24 protein-coding genes are annotated in these 19,075 nt (G+C 68.4%); 14 read left to right on the top strand and 10 right to left on the bottom strand.

The features are described 5' to 3' along the window. Positions 1-45: 45 nt before the first annotated feature. Together AVE30378_RS28945 and AVE30378_RS28940 are read left to right on the top strand one after the other, a co-directional pair. Positions 46-1,020 (top strand): Bug family tripartite tricarboxylate transporter substrate binding protein, encoded by a 975-nt coding sequence (locus AVE30378_RS28945; protein WP_129246138.1) that lies wholly within the window; start codon positions 46-48, stop codon positions 1,018-1,020. Then, complete coding sequence (locus AVE30378_RS28940; protein WP_129246136.1) at positions 1,017-1,523, top strand: GAF domain-containing protein; 507 nt, start codon at positions 1,017-1,019, stop codon at positions 1,521-1,523. Before AVE30378_RS28945 ends, AVE30378_RS28940 begins: the two co-directional genes overlap by 4 nt. On the opposite strand, the gene phnE is transcribed toward AVE30378_RS28940, so the two are convergent. The 3 genes from phnE to phnC all read right to left on the bottom strand — a co-directional run bounded on the left by phnE (position 1,520) and on the right by phnC (position 4,234). Next, entirely contained in the window at positions 1,520-2,314 is a 795-nt protein-coding gene (gene phnE, locus AVE30378_RS28935) for a phosphonate ABC transporter, permease protein PhnE (RefSeq protein WP_129246134.1), read from the bottom strand. The genes AVE30378_RS28940 and phnE overlap by 4 nt on opposite strands. Positions 2,315-2,394: 80 nt before the next feature. Further along, positions 2,395-3,375, bottom strand: a complete 981-nt coding sequence (phnD, locus tag AVE30378_RS28930) for a phosphonate ABC transporter substrate-binding protein (protein ID WP_129246132.1) — start codon at positions 3,373-3,375, stop codon at positions 2,395-2,397. Positions 3,376-3,406: 31 nt separating this feature from the next. Beyond that, entirely contained in the window at positions 3,407-4,234 is an 828-nt protein-coding gene (gene phnC / locus AVE30378_RS28925) for a phosphonate ABC transporter ATP-binding protein (RefSeq protein ID WP_129246130.1), read from the bottom strand. Between the two features lie 196 nt (positions 4,235-4,430). Here phnC and AVE30378_RS28920 point away from each other — a divergent pair, with 196 nt between their 5' ends. The 3 genes from AVE30378_RS28920 to AVE30378_RS28910 all read left to right on the top strand — a co-directional run bounded on the left by AVE30378_RS28920 (position 4,431) and on the right by AVE30378_RS28910 (position 6,123). Then, complete coding sequence (locus AVE30378_RS28920) at positions 4,431-4,862, top strand: GFA family protein (protein WP_129246128.1); 432 nt, start codon at positions 4,431-4,433, stop codon at positions 4,860-4,862. Between the two features lie 554 nt (positions 4,863-5,416). Beyond that, positions 5,417-5,680: a translation initiation factor IF-1 gene (infA, locus tag AVE30378_RS28915; RefSeq protein ID WP_062683195.1), complete on the top strand. Its 264-nt coding sequence runs from the start codon at positions 5,417-5,419 to the stop codon at positions 5,678-5,680. Positions 5,681-5,835: 155 nt separating this feature from the next. Continuing rightward, positions 5,836-6,123 (top strand): hypothetical protein, encoded by a 288-nt coding sequence (locus tag AVE30378_RS28910; RefSeq protein WP_129246126.1) that lies wholly within the window; start codon positions 5,836-5,838, stop codon positions 6,121-6,123. A gap of 20 nt (positions 6,124-6,143) precedes the next feature. Here AVE30378_RS28910 and AVE30378_RS28905 read toward each other — a convergent pair whose 3' ends face one another. The 3 genes from AVE30378_RS28905 to mog all read right to left on the bottom strand — a co-directional run bounded on the left by AVE30378_RS28905 (position 6,144) and on the right by mog (position 8,054). Further along, positions 6,144-7,025 carry a peptidoglycan DD-metalloendopeptidase family protein gene (locus AVE30378_RS28905; RefSeq protein ID WP_425265803.1) on the bottom strand — a complete coding sequence of 294 codons (882 nt, stop codon included), beginning with the start codon at positions 7,023-7,025 and terminating at the stop codon, positions 6,144-6,146. Continuing rightward, positions 7,016-7,354: a hypothetical protein gene (locus AVE30378_RS28900; RefSeq protein WP_129246122.1), complete on the bottom strand. Its 339-nt coding sequence runs from the start codon at positions 7,352-7,354 to the stop codon at positions 7,016-7,018. Before AVE30378_RS28900 ends, AVE30378_RS28905 begins: the two co-directional genes overlap by 10 nt. A 76-nt stretch (positions 7,355-7,430) precedes the next feature. Then, the gene (gene mog, locus AVE30378_RS28895; RefSeq protein WP_129246120.1) at positions 7,431-8,054 is read right to left on the bottom strand and encodes a molybdopterin adenylyltransferase; all 624 of its coding nucleotides are present in this window, start codon (positions 8,052-8,054) and stop codon (positions 7,431-7,433) included. Positions 8,055-8,333: 279 nt separating this feature from the next. Between mog and AVE30378_RS28890 the strand changes: the two genes are divergently transcribed. The 4 genes from AVE30378_RS28890 to AVE30378_RS28880 all read left to right on the top strand — a co-directional run bounded on the left by AVE30378_RS28890 (position 8,334) and on the right by AVE30378_RS28880 (position 12,006). Continuing rightward, complete coding sequence (locus tag AVE30378_RS28890; RefSeq protein ID WP_129246118.1) at positions 8,334-9,458, top strand: D-alanyl-lipoteichoic acid biosynthesis protein DltD; 1,125 nt, start codon at positions 8,334-8,336, stop codon at positions 9,456-9,458. A 13-nt stretch (positions 9,459-9,471) separates the two neighbouring features. Beyond that, entirely contained in the window at positions 9,472-9,597 is a 126-nt protein-coding gene (locus AVE30378_RS33040; RefSeq protein ID WP_279636214.1) for a hypothetical protein, read from the top strand. Positions 9,598-9,786: 189 nt separating this feature from the next. After that, entirely contained in the window at positions 9,787-11,262 is a 1,476-nt protein-coding gene (locus AVE30378_RS28885) for an inorganic phosphate transporter (RefSeq protein ID WP_129246116.1), read from the top strand. Positions 11,263-11,358: 96 nt separating this feature from the next. Continuing rightward, complete coding sequence (locus AVE30378_RS28880; protein WP_129246114.1) at positions 11,359-12,006, top strand: DsbA family protein; 648 nt, start codon at positions 11,359-11,361, stop codon at positions 12,004-12,006. Here AVE30378_RS28880 and AVE30378_RS28875 read toward each other — a convergent pair. The 4 genes from AVE30378_RS28875 to AVE30378_RS28860 form a co-directional block, all read right to left on the bottom strand. Beyond that, positions 12,003-12,350, bottom strand: coding sequence for an AzlD domain-containing protein (locus AVE30378_RS28875; protein ID WP_129246112.1), 348 nt, complete (start codon positions 12,348-12,350; stop codon positions 12,003-12,005). The two genes, AVE30378_RS28880 and AVE30378_RS28875, sit on opposite strands and share 4 nt — an antisense overlap. Then, a complete protein-coding gene (locus AVE30378_RS28870; protein ID WP_129246110.1) occupies positions 12,347-13,060 on the bottom strand; it encodes an AzlC family ABC transporter permease in 714 nt (237 codons plus the stop codon). Before AVE30378_RS28870 ends, AVE30378_RS28875 begins: the two co-directional genes overlap by 4 nt. A gap of 72 nt (positions 13,061-13,132) precedes the next feature. Continuing rightward, complete coding sequence (locus AVE30378_RS28865; RefSeq protein WP_129246108.1) at positions 13,133-13,450, bottom strand: chaperone modulator CbpM; 318 nt, start codon at positions 13,448-13,450, stop codon at positions 13,133-13,135. A gap of 2 nt (positions 13,451-13,452) precedes the next feature. Then, positions 13,453-14,400 (bottom strand): DnaJ C-terminal domain-containing protein, encoded by a 948-nt coding sequence (locus AVE30378_RS28860; RefSeq protein WP_129246106.1) that lies wholly within the window; start codon positions 14,398-14,400, stop codon positions 13,453-13,455. A gap of 217 nt (positions 14,401-14,617) precedes the next feature. Between AVE30378_RS28860 and AVE30378_RS28855 the strand changes: the two genes are divergently transcribed. The 5 genes from AVE30378_RS28855 to AVE30378_RS28835 form a co-directional block, all read left to right on the top strand. Further along, entirely contained in the window at positions 14,618-15,103 is a 486-nt protein-coding gene (locus AVE30378_RS28855) for a GNAT family N-acetyltransferase (RefSeq protein ID WP_129246104.1), read from the top strand. Positions 15,104-15,163: 60 nt separating this feature from the next. Then, a complete protein-coding gene (locus tag AVE30378_RS28850; RefSeq protein ID WP_129246102.1) occupies positions 15,164-15,493 on the top strand; it encodes a DHCW motif cupin fold protein in 330 nt (109 codons plus the stop codon). 64 nt (positions 15,494-15,557) lie between these two features. Further along, positions 15,558-16,193, top strand: a complete 636-nt coding sequence (yfcF, locus tag AVE30378_RS28845) for a glutathione transferase (RefSeq protein WP_129246099.1) — start codon at positions 15,558-15,560, stop codon at positions 16,191-16,193. 28 nt (positions 16,194-16,221) lie between these two features. Then, positions 16,222-16,626 (top strand): VOC family protein, encoded by a 405-nt coding sequence (locus AVE30378_RS28840; RefSeq protein ID WP_129246097.1) that lies wholly within the window; start codon positions 16,222-16,224, stop codon positions 16,624-16,626. A gap of 187 nt (positions 16,627-16,813) precedes the next feature. Beyond that, positions 16,814-19,075, top strand: a 2,262-nt coding sequence (locus AVE30378_RS28835) for a DUF3141 domain-containing protein (RefSeq protein WP_165360338.1), incomplete at its 3' end; no start/stop codon positions are given.

Here is a 19,075-nt window from a genome sequence, read left to right as displayed (position 1 = left end):
TTCCAGCCGGCGCACAGACCGGCACTTGCACAAGGGGTACCAACCATGACTTTGCGATTCAAACGACTGCTGCGCGCCTGCGCGCTGGGCCTGGCGCTGGCCGCGCCCGCCGCTTCCCAGGCCGCCTGGCCCGAAAAGCCCATCACCCTGATCGTGCCCTGGGCGGCGGGCGGTTCCACCGACATCCTGGCGCGCGTGCTGTCCGAAGGGCTGACCCAGTCCCTCGGGCAGTCCGTCATCGTGGAAAACCGGTCGGGCGCGTCCGGCAATATCGGCACGACCTTCGTCGCCCGCGCCAAGCCCGACGGCTACACGCTGCTCGTGGGCTCCATGAGCACGCACACGATGAACCAGGCGCTCTATTCCAGCATGCCGTTCGATGGCGTGAAGGACTTCACGCCCATCGCCGAACTCGCGCTGGTCACCAACACCATGGTGGTGCACCCGTCCGTGCCGGCCGCCAACCTGAAGGAATTCATCGCCTACCTGAAGGCGCATCCGGACACCGTGACCTACGCTTCGGCGGGCCAGGGCTCCACCAACCATCTCAGCGCCGCGCTGTTCGAAAAGGCCGCCGGCGTGAAGATGACGCACATTCCCTACCGCGGCGGCGCGCCGGCGGTGATGGACACGGTGGCCGGCCGCACGCAGGTGCTGTTCAGCGCCGGCACACAGACGCTGCCGCACGTGCAGAGCGGCAAGCTCAAGCTGCTGGCCGTCACCGAGGAAGCGCGCTCGCCCTTGCTGCCGGACGTGCCCACGGTCGCGGAGACGCTGCCCGGCTATGAATTGTCGGTCTGGTACGGCGCCTTCGGCCCGGCCGGCATGCCGCCCGAACTGACCGCCAGGCTGAACCGCGAGATCAACCTGATCCTCAAGCGCCCCGACGTCATCAAGAAGATGGCCGACATGGGCGTGCTGCTGACCGAGACCACGCCCGAACAGTTCGGCCAGATCCTGGCGCGCGACGCCGACAAGTACGGCAAGCTGATCAAAGAACTGGGAATCACGGCCGAATGACCGCAGCATCGTCCCCGACCCCGGCGCTGGCCGGGGTGCAGGCCATCGCCCAGGCCTACGCCGCCGCCGACGCGGCGGCGGCCTTCCTGGCCATCGACGCCTACGCGCACGCCACCTTGGCGCACGCCCTGTGCACCATCAACCGATACGACGCCGGCGCCATGCGCGTCCTGCGGCTGTACAGCTCGAATCCCGGCGCCTACCCGCCCGGCGGCAGCAAGGACAAGGCCGGCACCGCCTGGGGCCGCCACGTCCTGCAGGAGCGGCGCGTCTTCGTGGGCGAAGGCGAGGACGCCATCCGCGAATTCTTCGACGACCACGGCGCCATCCGCGAACTGGGGCTGCGGTCCGTCATCAACGTGCCGGTGGTGTACGGCGGGGCCTGTCTGGGCACCGTGAATTTCCTGATGCCCCGCCCCGCGGTGTCGGACGCCGACGTGCATGCCGCGCGCCTGGCCGGCCTGCTGGCGCTGCCGGCGTTCCAGGCGCTGGAAAGGCCCTAGATCAGCGCGCTGCGGATCCGCGAGGACATCATGTCGATCGCCACCACGAAGGCGACGATGATGATCATGACCGCGCAGGTTTCCGCGTAGCGGAAGCTGCGGATGATCTCCCACAGCACGGTCCCGATGCCGCCGGCGCCCACGATCCCCACGACGGACGCCGAGCGCACGTTCGACTCGAAGCGGTACAGCGAATACGAGATCCACAGGGGAAGCACCTGCGGGATCACGCCGTAGACGATTTCTTCCAGCGCGTTGGCGCCGGTGGCGCGCACCCCTTCGACCGGGCGCGGATCGATCGCCTCGACGGCTTCCGAGAACAGTTTGGCGAGCACGCCGGTGGTGTGCACCCACAGCGCCAGCACGCCGGCGAACGGGCCCAGGCCCACCGCCACGATGAACAGCATGGCGAACACCATCTCGTTGATGGCGCGGCAGGCGTCCATCAGCCGCCGCATGGGCTGGTAGACCCAGGCCGGCACCATGTTCGACGAACACAGCAACCCCAGGGGCACCGCCACCACGATGGCCAGGAACGTGCCCCAGACCGCGATCTGCACGGTCACGATCATTTCATCGAGGTACATGCGCCAGTCGCGGAAGTTCGGCGGGAAGAAGTCCGCCGCGAACTGGGCCATGTTGCCCGAATCGCGCAGCAGGTCCAGGGGCCGCATGTCCGCCCCTGTCCACGACATGACGAGCAACGCCAGCACGACGGCCCAGACTAGTAGGACCGGCAGCGACGAGCGCGGTGCGGAAGGAAGACGGGAGGTCTGCATGGCTGGGTTCATGGGGACTGGCGATTGGCGTAGGGATTTTCGGTTGCGCGGACGCCGGCGCGCCAGACGGCGCGCCGGCGTCCGGGCGGCGTTTACTGCTTGGCGGCCGGCTGGCCCAGGCTGGCCAGCTTGCCGTCCAGCTCGGCCAACTGCTTCTGCTTTTCGGCCTGGCCCAGGGTGGAATCGGCTTCGACCTTGGCCTTCTCGCGCGCCAGCTCGATCTGGCGGATGGGAACCAGTTGCTGGTTGTCCGAGGCGCGGAAGCCCTGGTAGGTCAGCGCTTTCAGGTTGGCCAGTTCGCGTTCGGCGTCCTTGCCCTTGCCGTAGTTGATGAAGAAGTCGCGGATTCGGACCTTCAGGTCGGCCGGCAGGTCGGTGCGCATGACCAGCGGGTCCGCCGGGATCAGCGGCGACTTCCACAGCACGCGCACGCTGTCGTTGGCGTCCTTGCCCGTGTTCAGGCGGTAGCGCTCCAGCGCCTCGGTGTTGTTGACGGCCACGTCCACCTGCTTGTTGATGACCGACAGCAGGTTGGCTTCGTGGTTGCTGGCGCGCACCGTCTTGAAGAAGGTCTTGGGCTCGATCTTGTTGGCGGCCCACAGGTAGTAGCCCGGCACGGCGGTGCCCGACGTGGAGTTGGGGTCGCCGGCGCCGTAGCTCAGCTTGCCGCCGTTCTTCAGAACGTCGTCCAGCGTCTTCAGGTTGCTGTCCTTGTTGACGATCAGCAGCGACCAATAGCCGGGGTTGCCGTCCTTGTCGATGACGGAGGCGAACACTTCGCCCTGGGCGCGGTCCACGGCTTCGATGGCCGACTTGTTGCCGAACCAGCCCAGTTGCACCTTGTTGAAGCGCATGCCTTCGATGATGCCGGCGTAGTCCGACGCGAAGAAGGGCTTGACCGGCGCGCCGATGGCGCGGCTCAGGTCGTCGATGACGGGCTGCCAGACGGACTTCAGGTTGCTCGACGATTCCGTCGAGATGATGCCGAAGTTCAGCGTCTTGGCGTCCTGGGCGTGAACCTGCGAGGACAGGGCGGCGGCGGCGATCAGGGTGAAAAAGGTTCTGCGTAGCATGGAAGGCTCCGGGAAGGAAAGGGGCAAGGAATCAGGCGGCGTGCGCCAGCCGGGACAGCGGCGCGACGGCCGGCGCCTGCGGCGCGTATTCGGGAAGGAGTTCGCCCAGGTCGGCGCCATAGAGTTCGCGCAGCATGGACGGGGTCAGGGCCGCCGACGGGCCGTCATAGACCACTTTTCCCTGGCGCAGGGCTACCACGCGGGGGCAGTAGCGCAGGGCGACGTCGACCTGGTGCAAGGACACCACCACCGCCACCTTGCGGCTGCGGTTGATCTGGGCCAGCGTGTCCATCACGCGGCGCGACGACTCGGGGTCCAGCGACGCGATCGGCTCGTCGGCCAGGATGACGCGGGCGTTCTGCACCAGGGTGCGGGCGATGGCCGCGCGCTGCTGCTGGCCGCCGGACAATGTGGAGGCGCGCTGAAATGCGTAGTCGTCTATACCAACCTGGGCAAGCGCGTCCAGGCCCTGGCGCACTTCGGCGCGCAGGAACCAGCGGGCCAGGCTGCGCCACAGCGGCACGCGCGGGAGCAGGCCGGTGAGGACGTTGGTGATGACGGGCAGGCGGCCCACCAGGTTGAACTGCTGGAACACGAAGCCGATGCCGGCCCGCGCGCCGCGCACGTTGCGGCTCAGGCGGCCGTTGCGCTGGATCGCCTGGCCGTTGACGGCCACGCTGCCCGCGTCGCCGGCGACGAAGCCCGCCAGATGGCGCAGCAGCGTGGACTTGCCCGAGCCGGAGGCGCCCAGCAGGGCGACCATCTCGCCGTCGGCCACCAGCAGGTCCACGCCGTCCAGCGCCTTGGCGCCCGGGTGGAAGCTTTTGCTCAGCCCTTGTACTTCGATGGCGTACGTCATCGTGGGATCCCCTTGGGTTTGGTCATTGCCGCATTCTGTTTTGGCGGCATGACAGCACGATGACCTGGGGATCGAATGATTTGACGGAAATTAGGGACGCCGCAATGCACTGAAAGACCTTCGTCATAAATGCGGGCGCCTCGCCGGCTCGCCGGCGGGTATATTGAGGCTATTCCCCACCAGACAGGCGTTCATCATGATCAAAGGTTCCTGCCTGTGCGGCCGCATTGCGTACGAGATCGCCGGCCCGCTCACCAACGCCCTCAACTGCCATTGCACGATGTGCCGAAAGTCGCATGGCGCCGCGTTCCGCAGCCGGGCCACGGTCCAGTCCAAGGACTTCGCCTGGACGCGGGGAGAAAACCACGTCACCTGGTACAGCTCGTCGCCGGGCAGCTACCGCGGCTTCTGCGAAGCCTGCGGCACGCCCCTGCTGAGCCGCTTCGACCAGACCCCCGACGTCTACGGCCTGCCGCTGGGCGCGCTGGACGACGACCCGGGCGTGAAGCCGGCCGCGCATTGCCACGTGGCCAACAAGGCGCCCTGGTTCGACATCACCGACACGCTGCCGCAGCACGCCGGGGCGTTCGAGGAAACGCCCGAGCACAGTTCGCGGGCCATAGCCTGAATTCCCGCCCCCCGATACCGGGGCCGGATTCCGCGGCCCCGGAGTCGTTCCGTAGCAACTATCACGGCGCAACGGCAGATAAATACTGGCTAATCATTGCGCTTTGCAGTAACATAAGTCCGTGATTTCTCCGCGAAAACCGGGCTTCGGTCACTCTGAGTCGCCAACCTGTACCGCCTCTGGGCAATACCGCGAGGCCCGCACAGGACGCGTCCGGCATTTCAGGACGAAACCCTTCGCCGCCAGAGGCGCCGCCGCATCAAGTGCGGCGCCATCCGGCACTGCAACAACCGCTCCACCCCGCTTCTTCCGGCGACGCGCGCATAGCAATGGCACGCCGCCGCGACCGAGCCGCGCATCGCGCGCACATTGCCCTCGCGGCGCGAGTATCCGTCATTTCAGACATCCGCTTGGGATGCCGTGGCCCTCACCCGCGCCTGCCCGGACGTTTTACGTTCAAACCGCTGGACCTGGTTATTTGAGTCCAACGCGCTTGCCGCCCGCGCGGCGAGCCATGCCGCCGGCATGGCTGCGCGTATTGATAGGAGTAGAAAATGGCTAAAGAAGAACTCATCGAATTGGATGGCATCGTTGACGAAGTGCTGCCCGATAGCCGCTACCGCGTAAAGCTGGACAACGGCATCGAAGTCGGCGCCTACGCCTCCGGCCGCATCCGCAAGCACCGCATCCGCATCCTGGCGGGCGATCGCGTCACCCTGGAAATGTCGCCGTACGACCTGACCAAGGGCCGCATCAACTTCCGCCACAAGGACGAACGCGCCCCCGCCGCGCATCGCCCCCAGCAGTACCGCCGCTGAGCCTGGGCTTCAGGGCCGGCGCTCGCCGGCTCCCCAGCCCTGCTCGCGAGCCTTAAGCCCGCGCGGCGGCGTGCCGTAATGCGTGGAACGCCTGTTCATGGACGAATGGCGATCCCCGCCAGGCGCGACACCCGGCGGGACGCGCAAGATGCAAGATGGATCTGACAGAAGAGTTGCAAGCGGCCGCTGACGAGCTTGCCCTGGCGCGAAGGCGATTCGTGAAGGGCGAGGAAGGCCTGCGCCTGCTCCATCAGTCGCGCGAGACGTTCATCAACAGCCTGCGCAATACCGGCCTGACGTACGCCGAGGCCAAGACCAAGTACGACAACTGCCTGGACGACCAGGAAGCCCAGCACCTCCGCGTGCGCCAGCAGATGGACTATGCCGAGCGCATGCACCAGCACGTGCTGCGCCGGATCGCGCTGCAGGCCACGCCCGCATAGGGCGCGATCCCGCGCCGGATTCAGGGCTTGAATGCCCCGATGAAGATGGCCGGGTCGACGCGGGCGTCGTTCAGGCTGACGTTCCAGTGCAGATGCGGGCCGGTCGCCCGCCCCGTGGCGCCCACCTTCCCCACCACGCCGCCGCGCGGCACCTCGTCGCCGACCTTCACGTCGATGGCCGACATGTGGCAGAACATGCTGACGAAACCCTGCCCATGGTCCAGGAACACCGTCTTGCCATTGAAGAAATAATCCCCCACCAGCACGACCGTGCCGGCCGCCGGCGCCTTGATGGGCGTGCCCGCCGGCACGGCGAAGTCCAGCCCCGAATGCGGGTTGCGTTCCTGTCCGTTGAAAAAGCGCCGCAGCCCGAATGGGCTGGACAGGCGGCCGCCGTCGACCGGGCGGTCCAGCAGCAGGTTGCTGGGGACGACCCCGGCGCGGTAGCCGCGGTTGGCCGCGCTTTGCTCGGCCATTTCGCGTTCGATGCGCTTCATGTCGTCCGGATTCGGCTCGACCTGGCGCTGGTTCTTCAGCGTGATGCGCTGGGCCGCGTATTCCTTGGCCCCGACCCTGAAGGACAGCTTGCGCCGGCCCTGCCCATCGCCGACCGATACCTGCTGTTCGCCCGGCTTCGCGCTCAGCGGAATGCCGACCACGGCGATCCACTGCCTGCCCTCTTCGCGCACGACCAGCACGCGCCGCCCCTGGAACGTCACTTCCGGGGCGCGTTCCGCGTCGCCCAGGCCCAGGACCGCGACGCCGCCGGGAACGGGAAAATTGAGCTTGCGGGTGAGGTAGCCTTCCTGCTGGGCTCGGACGGGCAGCCCCAGGCCGGCGGCGGCCGCGGCCAGGCCCAGCCGCAGTACGTCGCGGCGGCGGAACATGGCGCTTACAGGCACAGGTTCGCGGGCTCGATGATGCTTTGGTCGCGGCGGGCGATGCGCGTGGACAGGCGCGTTTCCGTCTTGCCCTTCCAGTGGGTGGTCGTCAGCACGGCCTCCACGCCCAGGCTGTCCGACTGGATGAGTTCAAAGCCGTTGCGCACGGCCTTCCGCTCGAACCGGACGCCCATGTTCTTCCAGGATTCCGCCACGCAATTCGTGTAATCCTCGGCCGAGCGCTGGGTCGACCCGTAGAAGACGGGATCGCGGTCGCGCACGTCTTTGACGCTGGCGCAGGCCGTCAGGGCGGCCAAAACGGTGAGGGACAGGGCGGTACGGACCTTCATGGCGATGGAACTCTCGAACGGGTGGAAATTGAGGAAAGCGCGGCCAACTATAGCGCAGCGCCGGGGCGTGCCGGCGCTACTGCCGGCGGGCCGACTTCGGGCGGAAAGCCTCGATGACTTCCGGGCGGGTCTCGGCGTAGGGGCCGCCGATCAGGTCGATGCAGTAGGGAATGGCGGCGAAAATGCCCGGCACCAGGACGGCGCCGTCCTCTCCTTTCAGCCCTTCCAGCGTTTCGCGGATGGATTTCGGCTGGCCGGGCAGGTTCACGATGAGCGCGGCGTGGCCCGCGGTTTCGCGGATGACGGCCACCTGGCGGGACAGAATGGCCGTGGGCACGAAGCGCAGGCTGATCTGGCGCATCTGTTCACCGAAGCCGGGCATTTCCTTGGTGCCGACGGTCAGGGTCGCCTCCGGCGTGACGTCGCGCCGCGCGGGGCCGGTGCCGCCGGTGGTCAGGACCAGGTCGCAGCCGCAGCCGTCCACCAGTTCGATCAGCGTCTCGGAGATGCGGGCGGGCTCGTCGGGAATCAGGCGGTCGACCGCCAGCCACGGCGATGCCAGCGCGCCGCCCAGCCATTCCCGCAGCGCGGGCAGGCCCTGGTCCTGGTAGGCGCCGGCCGAGGCGCGGTCGGAAACGGACACCAGGCCCACGATCAATTCATCGGGGTGGCTGCGGGCGATACGGGTAACGGCGGTCATGGGCGGCAATCGTTGAATGGGACGGTCTGGCGCCGCGAAGGCGGCTCGTGGCGCGGTCAATCATGGAAATCCAGAAGAACCCCGCGGCAACCATGCTATCGCATTCTTCCCCCGGGGGAAGGGCGGCCGCTTCCGCCATCCGGACGATCCCGCCCTGTGGCGAAAAAGCGAATCGGCCATGGCCCCGCTTTCCCGCGCTTGTTCCGGCAAAGGCCGCTCGTTAACATCCGCTAACAATACAATTCCGCTTACGAGACGCCGCGCTTTCGGTTTCCCTCCATGATCACACGCACTCTCCGGCAGCACGCGCTGGCGGCGGCGCTGGCCCTGGCCGCCGCCGCGGCCGCCGGATGGGGCGCCCTGCACGCGCTGGCCCTGAAGACCGAACCCGTCCCGGCCGCGGCGCCCGGCATCTACCTCCCCAACCTGGGCAATACGCTGCAGGAGCAGACCCGCAACCTGTCGCGCCTGAGCCAGGCCTTGCGCACGGGGGACCGCCTGGTCATCCTGGGCTCGTCGGAACTGACCAGCAACGATCTGCGCTTCGTGCCCTACCGCTACCTGGCCGACGAACTCCAGATGCCGGTGCTGGCCTACGGCCATTCCGGTTTCCAGTCGCTGGGCATGCAACTGGTGCTGGCGGCGCTGGCCGACGACCTCTCCGCGGCTTCCCGCGTGGTCGTCATGCTGTCGCCCGGCTGGTTCGATGGCGAGGGCGGACTGGGCCCGGACGAATTCAAGGAGCACGCCAATCCGCTGCTGTCCCGGCTGCTGGGGCAGCCCGAGGGCCGGGCCGAGGTGCTGCGCTGGCTGGAGGCCAAGGGCGACGCGGGCGTCGCCTGGTCGATGATGGCCGAGCAAGCCTATGTTTTCCGCCAGCGCCTGGTCGACCTGTGGACCCCGGCCCATGCCGCTCCCGCCCCGGAGCCGGAACGCGAAGGGCCGCCCGCCGCCGCCCGCGTGGTCGACTGGGACGCCCTGGCCAGCCAGGCCCAGGGCGCCGAACAGGCCTTGATGGCGGGCAACCGGTACGCGGTGCGCGACGATTTCTTCGACAAATACCTGCGGACCGTTCCCGAGGGCGGCAAGACGGCCTATCTGCAGCAGCCCCTGACCGGCCGCGACGAACTGCGCGAACTGGACGCCCTGATGGCGCTGCTGCGCCGGCACGGCGTGGACGCGCTGTTCGTCATGCAGCCGCTGCATCCCATGGTGTTCCGGGACCTGGACCGCTTCGAGCCGGTGCAGCGGGAAGTCGCGGCGCAGTGCCGGCGCTACGCCATGCGCTGCATGGATATGTACGGAGCGCCGTTCGAAGTGGGCACGCTGCGCGACGTCCAGCATCTTGGGGAATTGGGCTGGCTGCGCGTCAACCAGAAAATCGCCGAGGTATTTCGGCCATGAGGCACCGGATCCCATGAAAAGAACCTTGTGGCTTTGCCTGCTGTACCTCGGCCTGCTGGGCGTCGCGCTGATCCAGGCCGATACCTCGGCCAATCTGGGCAAACCGATGGAGATCGAGTTCCAGTATTCGAAGTTCTAGGGGTTGGGGGGGTGTCAGACACCCACGGGCGCCCAGGGCGGGCGGCCGCTGTCTCCTCGGGTGTCTGACACCTGGGCGAACGGTTTGTGTCCGACATCAACGAATCCCCCCTTTGGTAGCCGTACGCAACCAGGGACAGGTCACAAATCTGCAATAATCGGGCCTCCCGCCGGAACCTCCCCCGCCTCCATGTTCGACCTCTTCCACGGCCTAGACCCTTGGGTAGGCCTCAGTCTTGTCTTGGCCCTGACATTCGTCCTGGCCTTTGAATTCATCAACGGATTCCACGACACGGCAAACGCCGTGGCAACGGTCATTTACACCAAGGCCATGCCGCCGCACCTGGCGGTCATGCTTTCCGGCATTTTCAATTTCCTGGGCGTGCTGCTCGGCGGCGTGGGCGTGGCCTATGCCATCGTCCACTTGCTGCCGGTCGAATTGCTGATCAACGTGGACACCGGCCGCGGGCTGGCCATGGTGTTCGCCATGCTGGCGGCGGCCATCGCCTGGAACCTGGGCACCTGGTATTTCGGCATCCCGGCCTCCAGCTCGCACACGCTGATCGGCTCGATCCTGGGCGTGGGCCTGGCCAACGCGCTGATCACCGAACTGCCGCTGGCCGACGGCGTCAACTGGGGCAAGGCCATCGACATCGGCCTGTCCCTGGTGGTGTCGCCGGTGGCCGGCTTCGTGGTGGCGGGCGGCCTGCTCCTCGCGCTCAAGCGCTGGCTGCCGCTGTCGAAGATGCACAAGACGCCGGAGCAGCGCCGCGCCATCGACAACAAGAAGCATCCGCCGTTCTGGAACCGCCTGGTCCTGGTGCTGTCCGCGATGGGCGTGAGCTTCGTCCACGGCTCCAACGACGGCCAGAAAGGCATCGGCCTGATCATGCTCGTGCTGATCGGCATCGTGCCCGCCAACTTCGTGCTGGACACCAACAGCACCACCTACCAGATCGAGCGCACGCGCGACGCCGCCAATCACCTGAACGTGTTCTACCAGCGCAACGAAGCGATGCTGGGCGACTACCTGGCGCTCAAGCGCTACGACGCGACCACCGAGCTGCCGCGCAATTTCCGCTGCGATCCCGAACTGACGATGCCGACCATCGCCGCCTTGCAGGCCGATCTGCACGGCGTGTCCAACTACGCCGACCTGCCGCCCGAGAAACGCGTTGCCGTGCGCCGCTATCTGCTGTGCCTGGACGACACGGCCAAGAAGGTGGCGCGCATCGAAGGGCTGCCCGCCCGCGAACGCGCGGACCTGCAACGGCTGCGCGCCGACCTGACGGCCACCACCGAATACGCGCCCTTCTGGGTGATCGTGGCGGTCGCCCTGGCGCTGGGCGCGGGCACCATGGTCGGCTGGCGCCGCGTGGTCCTCACGGTGGGCGAAAAAATCGGCAAGCAGGGCATGACGTATGCGCAGGGCATGTCCGCGCAGTTGACCGCGATGGGCGCCATCGGGCTGGCCAACGTGTTCAGCCTGCCGGTGTCCACCACCCACGTCCTGTCCTCGGGCGTGGCGGGGACGATGGTCGCCAACAAGACCGGCCTGCACAGCAGCACGGTGCGCAACATCCTGATGGCCTGGGTGCTGACCCTGCCCGCCTCGATGCTGCTGGCCGCCGGCCTGTTCTGGATCGGCGTGCAGATCGCCGGCTGACGTTCCGCGGTCCCGCGACGATCCGCGGGACCGGCGCAACACACTGGTTACCGCAATGGGCTTACCCCGGAAGCGGCCCGCGTCTACCATGGCGCCATGACTGCTTCCAATCCCACCCTGCATTACATTTTCGATCCGCTTTGCGGCTGGTGCTACGCCGCCGCGCCGCTGGTGGAGGCCGCCCGCGCCCTCCCCGGCCTGGACATCGCGCTCCATGGCGGCGGCATGATGACCGGCGGCAACCGCCAGCCCGTGACCGACGCGCTGCGCCGCTATGTGATGCCGCACGACGAGCGCATCGCCGGCCTGACGGGCCAGCCCTTCGGCGAGGACTATTTCAACGGACTGCTGCGCGACAGCGGCGCGGTGTTCGATTCCGAGCCGCCCACCACGGCCATCCTGGCCGCGCAGGCGCTGGGCGGCCGCGGGCTGGACCTGCTCCAGCGCATCCAGCGCGCCCACTACGTGCAAGGGCTGCGCGTCGCGGACCCCGCCGTGCTGGCGGCCCTGGCGGCCGATATCGGGCTGGACCCGGCGGCTTTCGGCGCCGCCTTCGCGGCGGCCCAGGGCGCCGAAACCGCCTCGCACATCGCCGCCAGCCGGCAATTGCTGGCCCGGCTGGGCGGCTCGGGCTTTCCCACCCTGGCGCTGGAGCGCGGCGGCGCCTGCACCCTGCTGGAGCCTTCCCGCTACCTGGGCCGCCCGGCGCAGTGGCAGGCCGACCTGCGCGCGCGCATCGGCTAGCCGGCCAGGGCCAGCAGCACCCCGTATCCGGCCATGCCCAACAGCACGGCGACGCCCGTATTGCTGACCAGCCGCGCCGCCACCGCGGTCACGACCAGGCCGCCCACGTAGGGCCCGATGCGGGCCGCCTGGTCGCCTGCCTCGATCAGGTCGGGCACGATGACCGCCGCGGCGATCCCCGCCAGCAGGGACGGCCCCAGCGCGGCCAGCGCCGAGCCTTCGCGCGACAGGTGGCGCAGCAGGCGGCTGCGTTCGGACAGCATGAAAGGCAGGGCGCGGGTCAGATAGGTGATCGCGGCCATCGCGGCCACCGCGCCCCAGAATCCCAGTCCATCGGTATTCATGCGGGCCTCCGCAGGCGGTACGCGACGCAGCCGATGACGGCGCCGGCCAGGATGGCCGCGCTGGTGTGCCCCAGGGCGGCCACGGCGCCGGCGCCCGCCACCGCCGCCACGATGGGCAGCCCCAGGCCGCGCCTGGCGCTTTGGCATACCAGCGCCATGAACAGCGCCGGCAGCGCGAAACGCATCACCTGCGACAGCATGGGGTAATGGCGTTCCAGCCCGTCGCCGGCATAGACGCCGACGGCGGTGCCGGCGATCCAGGTCAGCCAGGCGCCCAGTCCCAGCGCGGTCATCCAGCCCTGGCGGCGGGCGGGATCCACGGCCTGCAGGCGGTTGAAGGCCGTGGCGAACACCTCGTCGGTCAGCAGGAAGGCGACTTTCAGCCGGCCGCGCAGCGCGGCGGGCAGGAAGCGGGACAGCAGCGGGCCGTACAGCAGGTGGCGGGCGTTGAGCAGCGAGCACAGCGCCACCACCCACAGCCACGGCGTGCCCGCCTTGATGGAGGCAAGCAGCAGGAACTGGCTGGCGCCAGCATAGACCAGCACGGAAATCAGGATGACTTGCGCGGGCGTCAGGCCCGCCGCCATGCCGGCGATGCCGAAGGTCACGGCCACCGGAAAGTAGCCGATCATGACGGGCAGGCAGGATTTCAGGCCGTCGATGCGGGCGCTGCCCGCGAGGCCGGGCGCCGGGGCGGATGAGGTCTGCAAGGTTTCTTCGCTTGTTCGGTGTTGCGGCAAGCGCCTAGTTTACCCATCCGCCGGGTATCGCCCGCGGCGACGCTAGGTGTCGTCGGCGCCCAGCACGCGCAGTTGCGCCTTCAGGCGGCGGACCTCCTGGCTCAGGTCCAGGATCAGCGCCACCGCGTCCAGGCTGGCGTCGAAATCCCGCTCCAGGCGCCGGGCGTCCAGCGCGCGCTGCAAGTCCATGCTGTAGAAGCGCCATTCCGCGGGCCGGCGCCCGCTGGCGTTGACGATGCCGACTTCGACGAGCCGGGCGATCCATTCCACTTCCTGGCCGCAGGCGCGGGCCAGGTCGTCGGCGCTCAAGGGTTGCGTTTTGCCCACGACGGTGGCGCTGGTGATGACGAGCTTCTTCATGGTCAGACCCCCATGTGGCGCCGCGGGTTGAAAGGCAGGTCCTGCTGCAGCTTGCGGTAGGCCGCCTTGGCCGCCTCGCTGTCGGCCGGCGGCAGCACCAGGTCCAGCACCAGGTACAGGTCTCCGGGCGGGTCGCCCGGAATGCCGCGCCCGCGCAGCCGCAGCTTGCGGCCGTTGCCCGATCCCGGCGGGACCGAGACTTCGACGGTGCCGCCCGGGGTGGGCGTCTTCACGCTGGCGCCCAGCGCGGCCTCCCAGGGCGCCACGGGCAGCGCCATGTAGAGATCGCGGCCGTCGGCGCGGTACTGCGGGTGCGGCTTGAACCGGATTTCCAGGTAGAGGTCGCCGTTCTCGCCGCCGCCGTACCCGGGCATGCCCTGGCCCGCCAGCCGGATGAACTGGCCTTCCCGCACGCCGGCGGGAATCTTCACGCTGAGCGTGCGGGTCTGCATCTGGGGGCGCCCTTCGTCGTCGATCTTCATCGAGCGCAGGCTGATGTCGCGCGTGGCGCCCTTGAGCGCGTCTTCGAGGTCCACCTCGATCGCGGCGTGATGGTCTTCGCCGCGCGCGCGGAATTCCTGTTGCTGCGCCCCGCCCCGGTGGCCGCGCCCGCGGCCGCCGAACAGCGACGAGAAGAATTCGCTGAACTGCGCTTCTTCGCCGGGCGCCGCGCCGCGATGGAACTCGAATCCTTCGTCCCAGCCCGGCGGCGGCTGGAAGCCGCCATCGGGCGACACACCCGCGGCCAGGTTGTCGTAGGCCAGGCGCTTTTCCTGGTCGCGCAGCACGTCGTAGGCTTCGTTGACGTCGCGCATGCGCGTCTCCGCATCCTTTTCCTTGCTGACATCGGGATGATATTTGCGGGCGAGCTTGCGGTAGGCGCGCCGGATCTCGTCTTCGGAAGCGCCCCGCTCCACCCCTAGAATGCCGTAGTAGTCCTTGAACTCCATGTTCCGCCCTTTGCAAGGGGTTGCGGCCGCTCCCGGATCGCGCCGCGATCGGCCTTGAATATCAAGAAGATAGGGGCTGTAGCCCGTTTTTTCAATGCGCCTTGCCAAGCCGGGCGCATCGCGCATAATGTCCGGTTCCGCGGCGCCCGCGCGCGCCGGAACCGACAGGCCCGTCCGCGCCCTTCCCGGGAACGGGCGGAAGCAGACAGGAACGATCGTGCTGGAAATCATCGACGTCGACTTCGACAACCCCGAACACGGCCGCCAGGTGCTGGCCATGCTGGACGAATACGCCAGCGGCCCCATGGGCGGCAATGCCCCGCTGTCCGACCACGCGCGCCGGCACCTCATCGCCGAACTGGCCCGCCGCCCCGCCGCGCACGCCCTGCTGGCCCGCGTCGACGGCGAGGCCGCCGGCGTGGCGATCTACCTCGAAGGCTTCTCCACCTTCGCCTGCCGTCCGCTGGTCAACCTGCACGATCTGGGCGTGTCGCCCCGGTTCCAGGGCCTGGGCGTGGGCAAGGCCCTGCTGTCCGCGCTGGAAGACCGGGCGCGCCGGCTGGGCTGCTGCAAGATCACGCTGGAAGTGCTGGAAGGCAACGCGGTGGCCCAGGGGCTGTACCGCAAGCTCGGCTTCGAGGGCTATGCGCTGGACGAAACCACGGGCCGCGCCCTGTTCTGGCAGAAAAAGCTGGCCGCCTGAGTAGCGTAGTATTTGTATTTTGCCGGGCGAAGCCGCCCGGGCCACGATGCAGGATCGACCATGAAAATGAGCAACATCCCCTTCGGCACCACCGACTGGTCCGAAGTGGAACGCACCGAACACGCCGGCGAGACCGGCATGGCCTATTGGCGGACCCGGCAGTTCGGCGAGCTGCGGGTGCGCATGGTGGAATACACCGCGGGCTACCTGGCCGACCACTGGTGCAGCAAGGGCCACATCCTCTTCTGCCTGGAAGGCGAACTCCACACCGAACTCGAGGACGGCCGGACGTTCGTGCTGACGCCCGGCATGAGCTACCAGGTCGCCGACCAGGCCGAGCCCCACCGTTCCTCCACGGCCACGGGCGCCAGGCTTTTCATCGTGGATTGACGCGTCCGCGCGACACGCGGGCGGCAGTTGCGTTACGCTTTTTCGATACAACCGGAGACCCCACTTGAGCGCCCCGCTTACGCTATTCGTCGACTCCCTGTTCCTCAGTCCCTATGCCATGTCGGCCTATGTGGCGCTGACCGAAAAGCAGTTGCCGTTCGAGGTGCGCCCGATCGACCTTGAAGCGGGCGAACAGCGCATGCAGCCCTACCAGGCCCGCGCGCTGACCTCCCGGGTGCCCGCGCTGACGCACGAGGATTTCCACCTGACCGAATCCAGCGCCATCGCCGAATACCTGGACGAGGCCTTCCCCGCGCCCGCGCATGCCGCCCTCTATCCCCGCGAACTCCGCGCGCGCGCCCGCGCCCGCCAGTTGCAGGCCTGGCTGCGCAGCGACCTGGCCGCCCTGCGCCAGGAACGCCCCACCGAAACCGTGTTCCACGGCGCCGCCGGCCAGCCGCTGTCCGACGCCGCGCACGCCGCCGCGGCCAAGCTCATCCACGTGGCCGGCAGCCTGCTGGGCGCGGGCCAGGCCTGTCTGTTCGACGGCTGGTGCATCGCCGACACCGACCTGGCGGTGATGCTCAAGCGGCTGTCCCTGGACGACCTGCCCGCCCCGCTTGCCGCCTATGCCGACGGCCAATGGCAGCGGCCCTCCGTCCAGAAATGGCTGGCGCACAACGCCGCCGCGCGGCCCTGATTCCGGTTCGCGTCCGCGGAGAGCCCCGATGCAACTGCTGGACCACGTTTCCATCACCGTTCCCGGCCTGGACGCCGCCCGGCCCTTCTACGATGCCGTCATGCGGGCGCTGGGCGCGGACAAGGTCTACGACCGCCCCGACGCGCTCGGCTACGGCGAACGCTGCCGGCCGGGCAGCGGCCAGCACAGCTATCTGTCCGTATTCGCCGCCGGCGCGGCCGTGGATGCCGCCGCCGGCGCCCGGCGCCACTGGTGCTTCAAGGCGCCCAGCCGCGCCGCCGTCGACGCGTTCCATGCCGCCGGGCTGGCGCATGGCGGGCGCGACGAAGGCGCGCCGGGCCTGCGCGAACACTACCACCCGCATTACTACGCCGCCTTCCTGCTGGACCCCGCCGGCAACCGCATCGAGGCCGTCTGCCACGATCCGGCCTGATCCCGGGGGTTCGGGCGGAGCCGGAACGCAAAAAGGGACAGTTAAATCCGGCCGGTTTGACGGCGGTCAGCCCCTCTGATGTTGCAGCGCAACATCAGTTGCGGTGTAATGGGGAGGTCAACCCGGCCGGTTCCACTGGACCGGCCTGGCGGCTACCGCCGCCGGAAGCTACTACAAGGAGATCGCCATGGCCGGATCCGGCAACGATCGCGCCCCCACCCCGTCCTTCAACCCCTGGACGGCCGCCTACGAATACGCAGTGGACGCCTGGCAGCGCGGCGTGCTTTACGCAGACGTGATGCGCCAGCGCGGCAATCAATATCACGAACACATGGCCAAGCGCGCCCCGAACGTGCTGAGCATGGAATTCGAACTGGTGCTGGACGGCCGCGGCCTGCCGCGCCCCGTCAACTACGGCCTGCTGCGCATCAAGCCGCCGGCCGGCGTGGAAACGGATCCGATCAAGCGCCCCTTCCTGGTCGTGGACCCGCGCGCCGGGCACGGCCCGGGCATCGGCGGATTCAAGCCCGAAAGCGAGATCGGCGTGGCCGTGCGCGCGGGGCATCCCTGCTATTTCGCGACCTTCCTGCCGCAGCCCATGCCCGCCCAGACCGTCGAAGACGTGATGATGGCCGAGGCGCGGTTCCTGGAAGAGATCATCGCGCTGCACCCCAACGCCGAAGGCAAGCCGGTCGTAGTCGCCAATTGCCAGGCGGGCTGGCAGATCATGATGACCGCCGCGGTCCGGCCGGAACTGTTCGGCCCCATCATCGTCGCCGGCGCCCCGCTGTCGTACTGGTCCGGCTGGCGCGGCATGAACCCCATGCGCTATGCCGGCGGCCTGCTGGGCGGCAGTTGGCTCACCGCGCTGACCAGCGACCTGGGCGACGGCAAGTTCGACGGCGCCTGGCTGGTGCAGAACTTCGAGAACCTGAATCCGGCGAACACGCTGTGGTCCAAGCAGTACAACCTGTACTCCAATGTGGACACCGAGGCGTCGCGCTACCTGAGCTTCGAGAAATGGTGGGGCGGCCACGTCTTCCTGAACGGCCCCGAAATCCAGTACATCGTCGACAACCTGTTCGTAGGCAACCGCCTGGCCACGGCGGGCCTGGTGACCTCCGACGGCATCCGCATCGACCTGCGCAACATCCGGTCGCCCATCGTGGTGTTCTGCTCCAAGGGCGACAACATCACGCCCCCGCCGCAGGCGCTGGGCTGGATTCCCGACCTGTACCAGAACGAGGCCGAGGTGCTGGCCCACGGCCAGACCATCGTCTACGCCGTGCATGAAAGCATCGGCCACCTCGGCATCTTCGTGTCCGGCAGCGTGGCCCGCAAGGAACACCAGGAATTCACGTCCAACATCGACATGATCGACGTGCTGCCGCCGGGCATCTACCAGGCCGAAATCGCCGACAAGACGCCCGACACGCCGAACGCGGACCTGGCCTATGGCAACTACGTGCTGTCGTTCGAACAGCGCAGCCTGGACGACGTGCGCGCCATCGTGGATCGCAAGGAAGACGACGACCGGCGATTCGCCGCCGTCGCCCGGATCTCCGACATCAACCTGGGCATGTACCGCAGCTTCATGCAGCCCTGGGTGCGCGCCATGGTGACGCCGCAATCCGCGGAATGGGGGCAGCGCCTGCATCCGCTGCGCCTGCCCTACGAGCTGATTTCTGACCGCAACCCGGCGATCGCGCCGATCGCCCAGATCGCGGAACAGGTGCGCGAGCACCGCCGGCCGGCCTCGCCCTCCAACCCCTTCCTGGTGGCGCAGGAGATGTTCTCGAACCTGGTCGAGACCAGCCTGGACATCTGGCAGGAACTGCGCGATTCGGCCGATGAGCGCACCTTCATGAGCGTGTACGGATCGCCCCTGGTGCAGGACCTGGCCGGCCTGGGCGCGCGTTCCGGCCCGCCGCGCAAGCACCCGGGCGTGTCGCCCGAACACCGCCGCTTCATGGAAGAACGCGCGGGCGAACTGCGTTCGCTGCTGCAGGAAGGCGGCCTGCGCGTCGCCGCCATCCGGATGCTGCTGTACGTAGCGGGCTCCGAGGGCGGCCTGGACGAGCGCAGCTTCGCGCTGATCCGCAAGATGCGCGCGGAATCCGACACCGCGCTGACCCTGCCGGAATTCAAGGGCGTCATCCGCGACCAGGCCCTGATGATGACGCTGGATTCGGCCGCCGCCGTCCAGGCCATGCCGCGCCTGCTCGAAAATTCGCCGGCCGCCGCGATCCGCGAAGCGCTCAACACCATGAAGCACGTGCTGGAAGCCGCCGAACCGCTGAGCGAGGCGGCGCGCGCGAGCCTGGGCGAGATGGAACGGATCTTCGAGTCCGCCGAGCGCCGCGCGCAGAAGCGCGAACAGGCCCTGGCGCCCGCTCCGGCCAAGGCGGCTGCGCGCCCGGCGCGCGCGGCCGCCGCCAGGAGCGAGCCG

Origin of the sequence: Achromobacter veterisilvae, from assembly GCF_900496975.1 — a bacterium.
Lineage (GTDB): Bacteria > Pseudomonadota > Gammaproteobacteria > Burkholderiales > Burkholderiaceae_B > Achromobacter > Achromobacter veterisilvae.
This window is presented reverse-complemented; position numbering and strand designations above follow the sequence as displayed.